The sequence below is a fragment of the Achromobacter sp. Marseille-Q4962 genome, assembly GCF_943737005.1.
Lineage (GTDB): Bacteria > Pseudomonadota > Gammaproteobacteria > Burkholderiales > Burkholderiaceae_B > Achromobacter.
In genome coordinates, this window is record NZ_CALSFU010000017.1 from 21,112 (window position 1) to 35,048 (window position 13,937).

Here is a 13,937-nt window from a genome sequence, read left to right on the forward strand (position 1 = left end):
GCTACTCGATGATGTTGAATTGGTCGAGGTATTCGGTCTTGAGGGTCAGACCCAGGCCCGGCCTGTCGTCTTCCAGGTCGATGAAGCCTTCGCGGGCCACGGGCTCGCCGTCGAAAATGTAGTAGAACAGCTCGTTGCCCACTTCCACGTCGAACATGGGGAAGTACTCGCTCATGGGCGAGGCCAGCGTGCTCATGGTGAGGTGGTAGTTGTGCATCTGGCCCGCGTGCGGCACCACCGGCACGCTGTGGGCCTCGCACAGCGCATTGATCTTGTGCGCCGCGGTGATGCCGCCCACGCGGTTGGTGTCGTACTGCACCACCGACACCGCCTTGCGGTCGAGCAACTGCTTGAAGCCCAGCAGCGAGAACTCGTGCTCGCCGCCCGAGATCGGAATCGACCCCAGCCGGTTGAGTTCGGCATAGCCGTCGATGTCGTCGGCGATCACCGGCTCTTCCAGCCAGCGCGGCTCGAACTTCTCCAGCTTGGGCAGCATGCGCCGGGCATAGTCCACGTTCCAGCCCATGTAGCACTCCAGCATGAGGTCGGTGTCGTAGCCGATGACCTCGCGCACCGCCTCCACCGATTTCAGGTTTTCCACAACGCCCCTCTGCAGGTGCGCGGGCCCGTAGCCGAAGCGCATCTTGAAGGCGGTGAACCCCTGGTCCAGATAGGTCTGCGCCTCTTGCTGCATGGCTTTCAGGTCGGTGCGGTAGAGCTTGGAGTAATAGCAGGGAATCTTCTCCTTGGTGCGCCCGCCCAGCAGCTTGAACACCGGCTTGCCCACGGACTTGCCCAGGATGTCCCAGATGGCGAGGTCCACCGCCGAGATGGCGGCCATGGTCACGCCCTTGCGGCCCCAGGCGTGCGTGGCGCGGTACATGCGCTGCCAGAGGTACTCGTAGTCCCAGGGATCGTGGCCGATGACCAGGGGCGCCAGGTACTGGTCGATGACGGCCTTGGCCACGCGCGGCGCCAGGGCGACGTTGCCCAGGCCCACGATGCCGTCGTCGGTTTCCATTTCCACCACCGTCCAGCCGTGGAAACGGAAGGTGCTCATGGTTTCCTGCGGCGAATACAGCAGGTCCATGGCGTTGGAGCAGAAATTGCCTTGCGGCGGCACGGTCTTGCCGGTCCATTCGTAGACACGGGCGCGGACGGACTTGATCTTCATGGAGAGGTTTCCTGCGTAGCGGTGAAAGAGGAATCGAAACCGGCGCGACGGCCTCAGGCGGCGGCCCGGGCCGCGCGGTGCGACAGGCCCATGCGGCAGGCGATGCCCAGGGCCTGGGCCATGGCGTCGGCGTTGGCCCGGCCCCGGCCCGCGATGTCGTAGGCGGTGCCGTGCGCGGGCGTGGTGATGGGGATGGGCAGGCCGCCCTGCACGGTGACGCCGCGCGAAAAGCCCAGCAGCTTGAGCGCGATCTGGCCCTGGTCGTGGTACATGGTCACGATGGCCTGGAACTCGCCGGCCTGCGCCTTCAGGAAAATGGTGTCCGCCGGATAAGGCCCCTGCACGGGCAGGCCCTCGGCGTTGAGCGCGCGCACGGCGGGCTCGATGATGTCCACCTCCTCGCGCCCGCAGGTGCCGCCGTCGCCGCCGTGCGGGTTGAAGGCGGCCACGGCCACGCGCGGCTGCGCCACGCCGTTGGCCTGCAGCGAGCGGAAGATCAGCCGCGCCGCCTCCTTGATGCCTTCGACGCTGAGGGCGGCGGCCGCGTCCTTGAGCGGAATGTGAGACGACACGCGCGAGGTCCACAGCTCGCCCAGCGTGTTGAATTCGCAGAAGTAGCCGGTCACGCCCAGGTATTGCGCGAAATGGTGCAGCTCATCGCCGTGGCGCATGCCGCCCAGCTTCATGGCGTGCTTGTTGAGCGGCGCGAAGCAGATGGCGTCCACCTCGCCGGCCAGCGCGGCGTCCATGCAGGCGTCGAGCACGCGCAGCACCGAGCGCCCGCCCGCGGCCCCGGCCTGGCCGACCGTCACGTCTTCGGCGCGCACGGTCTGCATCTCCAGCCAGGCCGGCACGCCGGTGTCCTGCCGGGCGCGCGCCTCGGCGAAGCTGCCCACGGCCCGGGTGGGAACCCGCAGGCCCGCCACCCGCTGCCCCGCCTCCCACAGCCATGCGTCGCCCGCCAGCACGATATTGGCCTGCGCGCAGACCTGCGGGCGCGCGAGCAGCCGCGCCACGAGTTCGGGGCCGATGCCGGCGGGATCGCCCAGGGTCACGGCAACGACGGGTTTCTGCGATGCGTTCATGTTCATTCCACGGAGATATGGTTTTTCTTGATGATGGCGGCGTAGCGCGCGTTCTCGGCCTGGTGGAACTGCGCGAACTGCGCCTGGCTCATCGGCGTGACCTCGGCGCCGATCGCCTCCAGGCGCTTGCGCGTCTCGGGCATGGCCAGCACCTGGTTCACGCTATCGTGCAGGCGCTGCTGCACGGCCGGCGGCGTGGCCGCGGGCATGTAGACGCCGTACCAGGCGCTCATCTCGATGCCCGGCACGCCCGCCTCCGCCATGGTCGGCACGTCGGGCAACTGCGGATTGCGCCGCGCGCTCAGCACCGCCAGCGCGCGCAGCTTGCCGCTCTTGACGTGCGGGATGACCGAGGAGGCCGTCTCGAACGCGATCTGAACCTGGCCGCCCATCAGGTCCACCATGGCCGGGCCGCTGCCGCGATACGGAACGTGGGCCATGCTTACGCCAGCGGCATCCTTGAAGAGTTCCGCGGCAATGTGCTGGGTGCTGCCCGCCCCGCTGCTGGCGAAATTGAGCTCGCCGGGCTTGCGCTTGAGCAGGGCGATGAGGTCCTGCACGGTTTTCACCGGCAGGTCGTTATTCACCACCAGGATGTTCGGCACGGCGCCCACGAACGCCACGGGCGCCAGGTCGCGGTCGTTGTCGTAGCCAAGCTTGAGCAGGTGCGGCGCGATGGCGTGGGCCGTGGACACGCCCATGACCATGGTGTGCCCGTCCGAGGACTTGGCCGCCAGGTCGGCGGCCAGCGTGTTGGACGCGCCGGGCTTGTTCTCGACCACCACGGTCTGGCCCAGCAGGGGCCCCAGCTTGTCGGCCACGGCGCGCGCCATGGCGTCGGTGCCGCCGCCGGGCGCCGATCCCACCAGCAGGCGCAGCGGCTTGGTCGGCCAGGCGGCCTGTTGCGCCCATGCCGCCCCCTGGGCGGCGATGCAAAGGGTTCCTGCCGCAAGCGCGGCCCAGAGCCGGTTTTTCATGGTCTGTCTCCTGGTTTGTCCGTTGGGCGCCGCGGAGCCCGATGCCGTCGGCCGGGGCGCAAGCGCATTCGTTTGTTGTAGGCGCATCTTAGAAAGAGCCGCTGTTTCCGTAAAATGAAACTTTTTAACCAATCGTTCACCCCAGGCGATCAATTCACGGAGGCAGCATGTCCCCCACGCCCGAAGGTTCCGCTGCACGCCCGCCATCCACCCAGGCGCCTTCCCTGCTCGCCCGGCTGCGCATGCGGCAGATCGTGCTGCTGCTGGCCATCGAAGAGCGGGGAACGCTGCGCGCCGCGGCGTCGCAGCTCAACATGACGCAGTCGGCGGCCAGCAAGATGCTGCACGAACTGGAGGCCGCCATCGGCCAGCCGCTCTTCGAGCGCGTGGGGCGCGGCCTGTCGCTGACGGCCGCGGGCGAATGCGTAATGGAGTATTTCCGCGGCATGCGGGGCACGGTGTCCTCGCTGGCGCGCGAACTGGAAGAACTGCGGCTGGGCAGCGCGGGCAAGCTTTTCATCGGCAGCATCATGGCGGCCTCGCCCGGCCCCCTTACCGATGCCCTGCTGCGGCTGAAGCGAACCTATCCGCTGCTGGCGGTGGAGATTTCCACCGGCACCAGCGATCTGCTCATCGAAAGGCTGAACGAAGGCCGGCTGGACGTGGTGATCGGCCGCATGGTCACGCTGTCGGCCCGGGATTATGTGTTCCGCCCCATCGGCGAAGAAGCCCTGTCCGTCATTGCCGCGGTGGGCCATCCGCTCGCCCGCCGCAAGCGGGTCAGCTTCGAGGCAATGCAGGCCTACCCCTGGGTGCTGCAGCCCCACGGCAGCCCGATGCGCGACGTGATCGAGCAGGAATTCCGCGCCCACAACTGCGAAACGCCGCGCGGCCTGATCGAATCGGCTTCCATTCTGACCACGACCAACCTCGCCATGAAGTCGGACATGCTGGGCGTGATTCCGGAATCGGTGGCGAGCCGCTACGCCCGGCATGGGCTGCTGGCCATCCTGCCCTACGACATCGGCAGTTCGCTCACGGCGTTCGGCAGCATCGTGCCGCGCGACCGGCCGCTAAGCGCGCCGGCCCGGCATTTCGTGGAGTTGTTGCACGACAGCGCGAGCCCGGCCCCGCGCGAGCCGGCCCCGGGCGCGAAGGGGCTGCCGGCGCGGCCGCAGGCCAGGACGCGCCGGCGTTGACCAGGGCCTCGCACGAGCGCCCGAATGCGTGTCCATCAAGGTGCGGAGCCCAGCCGTGGCGGGACCGCGCAGCGTTGACACGCCCTAGATATCGTCGTCCGGTTGCGGACGCGGCATCAGGTATGCCGTCAGCGCGCTGGACAGGCCCGCCATCACCCACAGCACGAAGAACGACACCGTGTAAAAGCCCATGCGTCCGGCGGGCTGATGACCGAAGACCGTGACGTCCAGCGGATCGATCAGCGCGAAGATCAGCGCGCTGCCCGCCGCGGCCGCCAGGAACGACGGCCAGAGTATCCACATCAAGGAACGCGCGCCCATGCCGCCACCTCCCGTGTCAGGGACGCCGGCCGCCGCTGGCGCGGCCGTCGGCCGGCCGGCCGGCGGGTTCCGCCTGCACCTGCTCGATGAGCAGGCCGCGCCGCACCGCCGACGGATCCTGGATGGGTTCGTGCGCGAAGCGCGTGAACGCCAGGTAGATGGTGATGAAGCAGCCGATCAGCACGATGAACGGCCCGGCCATCAGCAGCCAGGGCCAGGGCTCGCGATACCAGGGCTGGGCGGGAGGTTGGGAAGTCGGGTTCATGATCTGTCCTCGATGAGATGGCGGGGCGGCCCATGCCGGGGCGGCCCATGCCGGGGCGGCCCATGCCGGGCGGTCCGTACCGGGGCGGTTTCCGTGGCTGCGTCTATTGCGGCACATAGAAGCTCGCCGATTCGCGGGTTTCGATGCCGCGGCCGTCGCCGGCGTCGGCCGCCGCCGCGCGCAGGGTGATGGGGTGCGCGCCGGGCGCGGCGCCCGCGGGCGCCCGGATCACCATGGGCACGAGCTTGTTGGCCGATGCCTCGGCCTGCACTTCGTCCGTCCCTTCGCGTCCGGCGTGCACCGACAGGCCGGGCAGGCCCTCGGCCGTCAGGCGCAGACGCAGCGGCTGGTCGGACGTATTGATGATCTGCAGGCGATACACATTCTCGATGAGGCCGCCGGGCACTTCGCGGCCCAGCACGCCGCGGTCGCGGATGATGTCCACGCGCAACGGATTGCGCAGGGCCAGCGAGGCCACGAAGGCCGCGGCCAGCGCCAGGATCAGCGCGCCGTAGACCAGCACGCGCGGGCGCAGCAGCCGCGCGCGCGCGCCGCGCGCCGACAGCCCCTCTTCGACCGCGCGCTCGGAGGTGTAGCGGATCAGGCCGGGTTCATAGTGCATCTTGTCCATGACCTGCGCACAGGCGTCGATGCACGCGCCGCAGCCGATGCACATGTATTGCAGGCCGTCGCGGATATCGATGCCGGTCGGGCAGACCTGCACGCAGAGGCTGCAGTCCACGCAGTCGCCCATGCCGGCCGACTTGTGATCCACTTTGCGCGAACGGCCTCCGCGCGGCTCGCCGCGCCGCTTGTCGTAGGTGACCACGAAGGTGTCGGGGTCCACCATGACGCTCTGGAAGCGCGCATAGGGGCACATGTACTTGCAGACCGACTCGCGCATGAAGCCCGCGTTGCCCCAGGTGGCGAAGCCGTAGAACAGCATCCAGAACCACTGCCAGGGACCGAGCTGCAGCGTGAAAAGCTGGTGGCCCAGCTCACGGATGGGCGCGAAATAGCCGATGAAGGTCGAGCCCGTCCACCAGGCCACGGCAATCCAGAGCGCGTGCTTGGTGATCTTCAGCCGGGCCTTGCGCCAGGTCCAGGGCGATTCGTCCAGGCGGATGCGCGCCACGCGGTCACCCTCGACCTTGCGCTCGATCCACATGAAGATTTCGGTATAGACGGTCTGCGGACAGGCATAGCCGCAGAACAGCCGCCCCGCCACCGCGGTGAACAGGAAGAGCGCCAGCGCCGATATCACGAGCAGCACCGCAAGGTAGACCACGTCCTGCGGCCAGAGCACCAGCCCGAACAGATAGAACTTGCGCGCGCCCAGGTCGAACAGCACGGCCTGGCGGCCGTTCCATTGCAGCCAGGGCAGCCCGTAGAAAATGACCTGCGTGAGGAACACGAACGCGATGCGCCAGCGGGCGAAGACGCCGCTGACGGACCGCGGGTAGATCTTGCGGCGCACGTCGACCAGCGCTTCTTCCACGCTCTGGCCGCCGGGCCGCGCGGCGCGGACGTGCGGCCGCCAGGAAGGAGAACCGCTCCCTTCCTGGCCGCCCATCTGCGCGCTTGCGCCGTCTTTCATTGTGTTGCTCCGAGCTTTGTCCCGATGAATGCGGAAGGCGATCGGCCTTCCGCGTAGTGCGCCGCTACGGCTGCCCCTGCGCGCCCGCCTGACCGCCCGCCGCGTTGGACAGACCCCAGACCCAGGCCGCCAGCAGGCGGATCTGCTCGGGGGTCAGAATGGTTTCATGCGCGGGCATGGTGTTGGCGCGGCCCTCCAGAATGGTGCGCACGATGGCGGCTTCCGAGCTGCCGTAGAGCCAGGTGGCGTCGGTCAGGTTGGGCGCGCCCAGGTCGCGGTTGCCCTTGCCGTCCACGCCGTGGCAGGCCACGCAGTACGTGTCGAAGTCGCGCTTGCCGCGGAACACGCGCACCGGGTCCGCCGCCAGCCCGGACAGCGAGCGCACGTACTGCGCGATGTCGCCGGCCGCCTTCGGATCGATGGCGCCCTTCCAGGGCGGCATGATGCCGGTGCGGCCCTGGGTGATCGTGGCCTGGATGTACTCGGGCGTGCCGGCGCCCAGCCAGTCCTTGTCGGCCAGGTTGGGAAAGCCCGGCCCACCCTGCGCGTCGGAGCCGTGGCACTGCGCACAGTTGTTCAGGAACAGGCGCTGGCCGATCTCGCGCGCGCCGGGGTCGGCGGCGACCTCGGGCATGGGCATGGCGGCATAGCGCGCGTAAATGGGCTTGATCTCTTCGGCCAGCCGGGCCTGGTTGCCGGCGACCTCGCGCGCCGTGGTGAAGCCCAGCATGCCGCCGAAGCTGCCCAGGCCGGGCATGAGCGCCAGGTAGCCCAGAGCGAACACACAGAGCAGCAGGTACATCCAGGTCCACCAGCGCGGCACGGGGTGGTTCAGCTCCGTCAGGTCGCCGTCCCAGACGTGGCCGGTGTCGCCGACTTCGCTGGACACGGTCTGGGTGCCCAGCCAGCGGCGCTGCGTGTACAGCAGCCAGAGGCACCAGAGGATGCCGCCCACCGCGATGATGGCGATGAAATATCCCCAGAAGCCGTTGACGAAATCGTTCATGACCGATTCGCTCCATCCTGTTGTTGTGCGGGCCCGAATTCGTCGGGCAAGGCGAAGGGCAGCATCGCCGATTCGCGGTTCGCGCCCTGGCGGCCGCGCGAGCAGGCCCACCAGACAATGCCGAAGAAAGTCGCCATGGAAATGACGGTGACGATCGCGCTCAGGTAGGCCATGTCAGCCTCCCGCCGCCGGTTGCGCGGCCGTGGCCGGCTGGGCGGCCTTGTCCGCGGCCGCCGCCTGGCGCGCCTTGCGCACGCCCACGCCCAGCCCCTGCAGATAGGCCACCAGGGCGTCCTCTTCGGTCTTGCCTTCGATGGCCCGGGGAGCGGCCGCGATTTCCTCATCGGTGTACGGCACGCCCAGCCTGCGCAGAGCGCGCATGCGCTCCTGGACGTTCTGGCCGGTGAGCGTCGTCTTCTGCAGCCACGGGTAGGCCGGCATGTTCGATTCGGGCACCACCATGCGCGGATCGCGCAGGTGCAGGCGGTGCCATTCGTCGGAATAGCGCTCGCCCAGGCGCGCCAGATCGGGGCCGGTGCGCTTGGAGCCCCACAGGAAGGGATGGTCGAATACCGATTCCGCCGCCACCGAGTACGGTCCGTAGCGGTGCACTTCGGCCGCCAGCATGCGGACCTGCTGCGAATGACAGCCCACGCAGCCTTCGCGGATGTAGATGTCGCGGCCCATCAGCCGCAGCGGGCTGTAGGGCTCCACGCCCGCGATGGCCTGGGTGGTGCTGTGCTGGAAGAACAGCGGAACGATCTGCACCAGCCCCGCGAAAGACACCACCAGAATGCTGGCGATGATCATCCAGCCGATGTTCTTTTCGAGCGTCTGGTGGGAAAAGAAGCCGTGTTGCTTGTTGGCCATGGTGTCCTCGTCAAACGGTGGCGGGCTCGATGGCGGGCGCGGCGGCGGCCGGGGCCGGCCGGCGCCCGGCCTGCGGGTCGTCCTGCGGAATGGCCGGGTCCACGCCCTTGGCGCCTCCCACGGTCTTGAGCACATTCCAGGCCATGACGAACACGCCGGACAGGAAGAGCGTGCCGCCCAGCAGCCGTATCAGGTAGAAAGGCACGCGCGTCTTCAGCTCTTCGACGAAGCTGTAGACCAGGGTGCCATCGGCGGCCGTGTCGCGCCACATCAGCCCCTGCTGCACGCCGGCGATCCACATGGAGGCGATGTAGAGCACCACGCCGATGGTGGCGATCCAGAAATGCAGTTCCACGGCCTTGACGCTGTACATTTTCTCGCGGCCGTACAGGCGCGGAATGAGGTAGTAGAGCGAGCCGAAGGAAATCATGGCCACCCAGCCCAGCGCGCCCGAATGCACGTGGCCGATGGTCCAGTCCGTGTAGTGCGACAGCGCGTTCACGGTGCGGATGGACATCATGGAGCCCTCGAACGTGGACATGCCGTAGAACGACAGCGCCGTCACCATGAACTTCAGGATGGGGTCGGTGCGCAGCTTGTGCCAGGCGCCCTGCAGCGTCATGATGCCGTTGATCATGCCGCCCCACGAGGGCGCCAGCAGGATCAGCGAGAACGTCATGCCCAGCGACTGCGTCCAGTCGGGCAGCGAGGTGTAGAGCAAGTGGTGCGGGCCGGCCCACATGTAGGTGAAAGCCAGCGCCCAGAAGTGGACGATGGACAGCCGGTACGAATAGATGGGGCGGCCGGCCTGCTTAGGCACGAAGTAGTACATCATGCCCAGGAAGCTGGTGGTCAGGAAGAAGCCCACCGCGTTGTGGCCGTACCACCATTGCACCATGGCGTCCTGCACGCCCGCATAGGCGGAGTACGACTTCCACAGCGTCACCGGCATCTCGATGTTGTTGAAGATGTGGAGAATGGCGATGGTGAGGATGTACGAGCCGAAGAACCAGTTGGCCACGTAGATGTGCTTGCTGCGGCGCTTGACGATGGTGCCGAAGAACACGATGGCGTAGGCCACCCAGACCAGCGTGATCAGGATGTCGATGGGCCATTCGAGTTCGGCGTACTCCTTGCTGCTGGTGATGCCCAGCGGCAGCGTGATGGCGGCGGCCACGATCACCGCCTGCCAGCCCCAGAAGGTGAAGGCGGCCAGCCGGTCACAGAAAAGACGGGCCTGACAGGTGCGCTGCACCACGTAGTACGAGGTGGCGAACAGCGCGCTGCCGCCGAAGGCGAAGATCACCGCGTTGGTGTGCAGCGGGCGCAGGCGTCCGTAGCTCAGCCACGCGGTATCGAAGTTCAACTGCGGCCAGATGAGCTGAGCGGCAAGCAGCACGCCCACGGCCATGCCGACAATGCCCCACACCACCGTCATGAGCGCGAATTGCCTCACGACCTTGTAGTTGAAGGTGTCGGCCTTGCTTGCGATTGCGGCGCAATCGTTCATCACCCTTCCCCTAAAGAAACAGATAGCTCCAGGTTCGGATGATGAGGGTTTGCCCAGGCGGCCGCGTTGATATGGATCAAGGGCGCGGACGCGCATCGGGGAACGCGGTGCGCGCGCAACGCCACACGCGCGCCGCGCTCAGCGGCGGCCGGCGGCTCCGCTGTCGTCGTCGCGCAGGATGGCCGAACCCGCCGCATCGGTGTCGTCGTACTGGCCGTTGAACACCGCCCACCAGAGCGCCACCCCGATCGCCAGCACGAAGAGCAGCGAAAGCGGCAGCAGCAGGTAGAGAATGGTCATGGAGCCGCTTCCAGCGCACCGGCCGGCGCATCGGGCCCCGCCCCGGTCCAGTCGAGGCGGCACAGGCGCCAGGAGTGCCAGGCCACGCCCAGCGAAGACACCAGCATGGTAATGGCCGCCAGCCAGGGCGCGACCCAGCCCGCCAGCGCGAGCGGCGTCATGAGCAGATGCCAGGCGAGCGAGCCGTACAGATTCTGGTTGGCGCGGCGCGCCGAGGCCGCCAGCAGCGCGTCCAGCGCCGCGTCGGACATGCCGGGCCGCGCCGCCAGCGCCGAATGCGCGGCGGCCATGGCGGCAGGCACGGCCATCGACATGGCGCACGGACAGCTCATGACGAGCAGGGCCACCATGACCGCGACGCTGCGGGCCGGATCCAGCCAGGCCCAGACCGCGGCGCCCGCGAGCGCCAGCGCCACCTGGGCCATGACGAAGCGCGCGGCCACGCGGTCGGCGCGCGCGCCCAGCGCATGGCGCTGGGCCTCGATGCGCGCGTGCCGACCGGCGCCGGACGCGCCGCCGAGCGACTGGCGGGCGCACAGTTCCAGATAGCGCGCCGTGAGCAGGAAGGCCACGAACATCGTCACCGAGTCGAAATACACTTCGCCGTGCCGCGCCACGGTGGCGTGTGCGCTGGGAACGAACGCCGCCACGATGCCCAGCGCCACCGGCACGTCCATGCCGGCGCGGCCCCGGCGCAGGCTGGCGCCCGCGTGCCGCCAGATCGGCCAGGCCGAATACAGCACCACCGGCACGGTCAGCGCCAGGCTCGCCCAGTTCATCAGCACGATGGCCCAGTCCAGCGTCGCGAGCGCGTCGGCCGGAATGCCCTCGTGCCGCACATAGCCCGGCCAGGCGAACATCATCACCTGCATCATGGCGAGCCACGCCAGCGACAGGCGCACCAGCGCGTGCCGCCGCTGCTGGCGGTCGGCGCCGGAAAGGCCCGCCGGAACGGCGAAAATCGATCTTGCTCGCATGGGCCGATGCTACCCGGCGGCCCGGCGCCCCCGCTTGATCTGGATCAAGCGCATGCCCCCGGGGGCGTCCCTTGGGCAGGAGCCCGGCTAGGGCCTCCCGCCGCGCAGCACCCGCGCGACGGCGCGCGTGAGCGTCGCCAGGTCTTCCGGCGCGATGTTCAGCGCCGGGGTCAGGTAGACCACGTTGCCGAACGGACGCACCCAGACGCCTGCCTCGACCAGGCGCCGCCGCAGGCCGTCGCGGTCGGCGATGCCGTTCAGCTCCACCACCCCGATGGCGCCCAGCACGCGAACGTCGCGCACCCATTCCAGCTCGCGGCAAGGCTCCAGTCCTTCAGCCAGCGCGGCCGAAACCGCCCGCGCCTGCTCCAGCCGCGGCTCGGCCTCGAACAGGTCCAGCGAGGCGTGGGCCGCGGCGCAGGCCAGCGCATTGCCCATGAACGTGGGGCCGTGCATCAGCGCGTGGGCGGGGTCGTCGGACCAGAACGCCTCGAACACCCGGCTGCTGGCCACGGTGGCGGCCAGCGGCAGCGTGCCGCCGGTGAGGGCCTTGGACAGCGTGACGATGTCGGGCCGCACGCCCGCCTGCTCGAAGGCGAACATCGTGCCCGTGCGGCCGAAGCCGGTGAAGATCTCGTCGAAGATGAGCAGCAGGCCGTGGCGGTCGGCCAGGCGCCGCAAGCGGCGCAGCACCTGGGGCTCGTGCACCAGCATGCCGCCCGCGCCCTGCACCAGCGGCTCCACCAGAATGCCCGCCAGCCGGGACGCGCGCTCCGCCAGCAGGGCGTCCAGGGCCTGCTCGCCGGCGTCGTCGCGCGGCAGGTCCACGATGTCGTGCCCGGCCAGCATGCCCCGGAACAGGCTGTGCATGCCCTCTTCCGGGTCGCACACCGCCATCGTGCCGAAGGTGTCGCCGTGATAGCCCCCGCGGAACGCCAGGAAGCGGCTGCGGCCGCGCTCGCCCTGGTTGAGCCAGTACTGCAAGGCCATCTTCATGGCCACTTCGACCGCCACCGAGCCGGAATCGGTATAGAAGACGCGGTCCAGCCCCGGCCCCAGCAGCGCGGCCAGGCGGCGCGCCAGCGCCAGCGCCGGCTCGTGCGCCAGCCCGCCGAACATGACGTGCGGCATGGCGTCGAGCTGGGCCCGGACCGCCTGCGCGATGTGCGGATGGTTGTAGCCGTGGCAGGCCGTCCACCAGGACGCCACGCCGTCGATCAGGACGCGGCCGTCGGCCAGTTCCAGGCGGCAGCCATGGGTGCGCACCACGGGCAGGGGCGGCGCCGCCGTCTTCATCTGCGCGTAGGGCAGCCACACGTGCTGCAGGCCGCTCTCCATCCAGGCGGGCATGTGCATGTTTCACCTCTTTCAAACCGGCGCCGGGCCGCGCCTCTACTACAATGGCCCGCATTCTACGGCCTGCGGCGGCCCGGTCCGCCCCAGGCCGCCGCAAGGTATCCCGATGTCCAAGCTGGATTCGATTCTTTCTTCCGAACTGGAACGCGCCGAAACGCGCCGCGTGCGCCGCCGCCTGCGCACCGCCTCGGCGTCCCGCGCGGGACGCCTGCGCATGGAAGGCGGCACCGAGCTGCTGGACTTCTCCAGCAACGATTACCTGGGGCTGGCCCGCCACCCGCTGCTGGTCGAGCGGGCCCGGGAATGGGCCGCCCGCCACGGCGCGGGCGCGCGCGCTTCGCGCCTGGTCTGCGGCAACCTGGACCTGCACGAGCAGGTCGAAGCGCGGCTGGCGCGGATCAAGGGCGCCGAGGCCGCGCTGCTGCTGGCCTCGGGCTGGCAGGCCAATGCGGCCGTACTGCCCGCCCTGCTGCGCGCCGCGGCCGCGCACGGCGACGTGCAGGTCTATGCCGACCGGCTCAACCACGCCAGCCTGCACCATGGATGCCAGGCGGCGGGCGTGCGGCAGATCCGCTACCGCCACAATGATCTGGACCATCTCGAAAGCCTGCTGGCGTCGCGCGCGGCGCAGGGCGGCGACAGGCCGGCGCGGCGCTTCATCGTCACCGAAAGCGTGTTCAGCATGGACGGCGACCGCAGCGACGTGGCGCGCCTGGCCGGGCTGGCCGAACGCTACGATGCCTTCGTCTACCTGGACGAAGCGCACGCCACGGGCGTGCTGGGCCCCGGCGGCGCGGGCCTGGCCGGGCTGGCGCCCGGGCGGATCGACCTGGCCATGGGCACTTTCAGCAAGGCCCTGGGCGGCTTCGGCGCCTACGTGGCCGGCTCGCGCACGCTTTGCGAGTACCTGGTGAATGCCTGCTCCGGCTTCATCTACACCACCGCCCTGCCGCCGGCGGTGCTGGGCGCGATGGACGCCGCGCTGGAGCTGCTGCCCTCGCTGGACGCCGAACGCGCCCGCCTCGCCGCCTCGGGCGACCGGCTGCGCGCCGCACTGCGCGGCATGGGCGTGGACACGGGTTCGTCCTCGACGCAGATCGTGCCGGCCATCGTCGGCGCGGAAGACCGCGCCCTGGCGCTGGCCGCCGGCCTGCAGCGGCGCGGCCTGCTCACCGTGGCGATCCGCCCGCCCACCGTGCCGGCCGGCACCAGCCGCCTGCGCATCGCGTTGAGCGCGGCCCACGGCGACGACGACGTATCGCGCCTGATCGACGCCTTCGCCGCCGAGCTGGCCTGAGCG

General features: G+C 69.3%; 15 protein-coding genes. 2 read left to right on the top strand and 13 right to left on the bottom strand.

Translation table 11 applies throughout. The annotated features are described in order from the left end of the window. Position 1 precedes the first annotated feature (1 nt). The 3 genes from NGJ44_RS15950 to NGJ44_RS15960 are packed head-to-tail and all read right to left on the bottom strand — an operon-like array spanning position 2 to position 3,236. On the bottom strand, positions 2–1,174 hold the full coding sequence (locus NGJ44_RS15950) for an L-rhamnonate dehydratase (RefSeq protein ID WP_251864543.1): 1,173 nt from the start codon (positions 1,172–1,174) through the stop codon (positions 2–4). Between the two features lie 53 nt (positions 1,175–1,227). Next, positions 1,228–2,259 (bottom strand): 4-hydroxythreonine-4-phosphate dehydrogenase PdxA, encoded by a 1,032-nt coding sequence (locus NGJ44_RS15955; protein WP_251864544.1) that lies wholly within the window; start codon positions 2,257–2,259, stop codon positions 1,228–1,230. 2 nt (positions 2,260–2,261) lie between these two features. Continuing rightward, positions 2,262–3,236, bottom strand: a complete 975-nt coding sequence (locus NGJ44_RS15960; protein ID WP_251864545.1) for a Bug family tripartite tricarboxylate transporter substrate binding protein — start codon at positions 3,234–3,236, stop codon at positions 2,262–2,264. A gap of 167 nt (positions 3,237–3,403) precedes the next feature. Here NGJ44_RS15960 and NGJ44_RS15965 point away from each other — a divergent pair, with 167 nt between their 5' ends. Further along, positions 3,404–4,435, top strand: a complete 1,032-nt coding sequence (locus NGJ44_RS15965) for a LysR family transcriptional regulator (protein ID WP_251864546.1) — start codon at positions 3,404–3,406, stop codon at positions 4,433–4,435. Positions 4,436–4,519: 84 nt separating this feature from the next. Here the strand turns inward: NGJ44_RS15965 and NGJ44_RS15970 are convergent, their stop codons facing one another. The 10 genes from NGJ44_RS15970 to NGJ44_RS16015 all read right to left on the bottom strand — a co-directional run bounded on the left by NGJ44_RS15970 (position 4,520) and on the right by NGJ44_RS16015 (position 12,637). Then, complete coding sequence (locus NGJ44_RS15970; RefSeq protein ID WP_251864547.1) at positions 4,520–4,756, bottom strand: hypothetical protein; 237 nt, start codon at positions 4,754–4,756, stop codon at positions 4,520–4,522. 16 nt (positions 4,757–4,772) lie between these two features. Then, positions 4,773–5,021: a nitrogen fixation protein FixH gene (locus tag NGJ44_RS15975; protein ID WP_251864548.1), complete on the bottom strand. Its 249-nt coding sequence runs from the start codon at positions 5,019–5,021 to the stop codon at positions 4,773–4,775. Between the two features lie 103 nt (positions 5,022–5,124). Beyond that, positions 5,125–6,618: a cytochrome c oxidase accessory protein CcoG gene (gene ccoG / locus NGJ44_RS15980; protein ID WP_251864549.1), complete on the bottom strand. Its 1,494-nt coding sequence runs from the start codon at positions 6,616–6,618 to the stop codon at positions 5,125–5,127. Between the two features lie 64 nt (positions 6,619–6,682). Continuing rightward, positions 6,683–7,624, bottom strand: coding sequence for a cytochrome-c oxidase, cbb3-type subunit III (ccoP, locus tag NGJ44_RS15985; protein ID WP_251864550.1), 942 nt, complete (start codon positions 7,622–7,624; stop codon positions 6,683–6,685). Continuing rightward, positions 7,621–7,797: a cbb3-type cytochrome oxidase subunit 3 gene (locus tag NGJ44_RS15990; RefSeq protein ID WP_053246680.1), complete on the bottom strand. Its 177-nt coding sequence runs from the start codon at positions 7,795–7,797 to the stop codon at positions 7,621–7,623. Before NGJ44_RS15990 ends, ccoP begins: the two co-directional genes overlap by 4 nt. Before the next feature lies 1 nt (position 7,798). Next, the gene (gene ccoO, locus NGJ44_RS15995) at positions 7,799–8,494 is read right to left on the bottom strand and encodes a cytochrome-c oxidase, cbb3-type subunit II (protein WP_053246681.1); all 696 of its coding nucleotides are present in this window, start codon (positions 8,492–8,494) and stop codon (positions 7,799–7,801) included. Between the two features lie 10 nt (positions 8,495–8,504). After that, positions 8,505–10,004: a cytochrome-c oxidase, cbb3-type subunit I gene (gene ccoN / locus NGJ44_RS16000; protein WP_251864551.1), complete on the bottom strand. Its 1,500-nt coding sequence runs from the start codon at positions 10,002–10,004 to the stop codon at positions 8,505–8,507. A gap of 138 nt (positions 10,005–10,142) precedes the next feature. Next, entirely contained in the window at positions 10,143–10,304 is a 162-nt protein-coding gene (gene ccoS / locus NGJ44_RS16005) for a cbb3-type cytochrome oxidase assembly protein CcoS (protein WP_251864552.1), read from the bottom strand. Next, complete coding sequence (locus tag NGJ44_RS16010; RefSeq protein WP_251864553.1) at positions 10,301–11,281, bottom strand: P-type ATPase actuator domain-containing protein; 981 nt, start codon at positions 11,279–11,281, stop codon at positions 10,301–10,303. The genes ccoS and NGJ44_RS16010 overlap by 4 nt, the downstream gene beginning before the upstream one ends. 87 nt (positions 11,282–11,368) lie before the next feature. Continuing rightward, positions 11,369–12,637: an adenosylmethionine--8-amino-7-oxononanoate transaminase gene (locus NGJ44_RS16015; RefSeq protein ID WP_251864554.1), complete on the bottom strand. Its 1,269-nt coding sequence runs from the start codon at positions 12,635–12,637 to the stop codon at positions 11,369–11,371. 106 nt (positions 12,638–12,743) lie between these two features. Here NGJ44_RS16015 and NGJ44_RS16020 point away from each other — a divergent pair, with 106 nt between their 5' ends. Continuing rightward, positions 12,744–13,934 (top strand): aminotransferase class I/II-fold pyridoxal phosphate-dependent enzyme, encoded by a 1,191-nt coding sequence (locus NGJ44_RS16020; RefSeq protein ID WP_251864555.1) that lies wholly within the window; start codon positions 12,744–12,746, stop codon positions 13,932–13,934. The last annotated feature ends 3 nt before the right edge of the window (positions 13,935–13,937 follow it).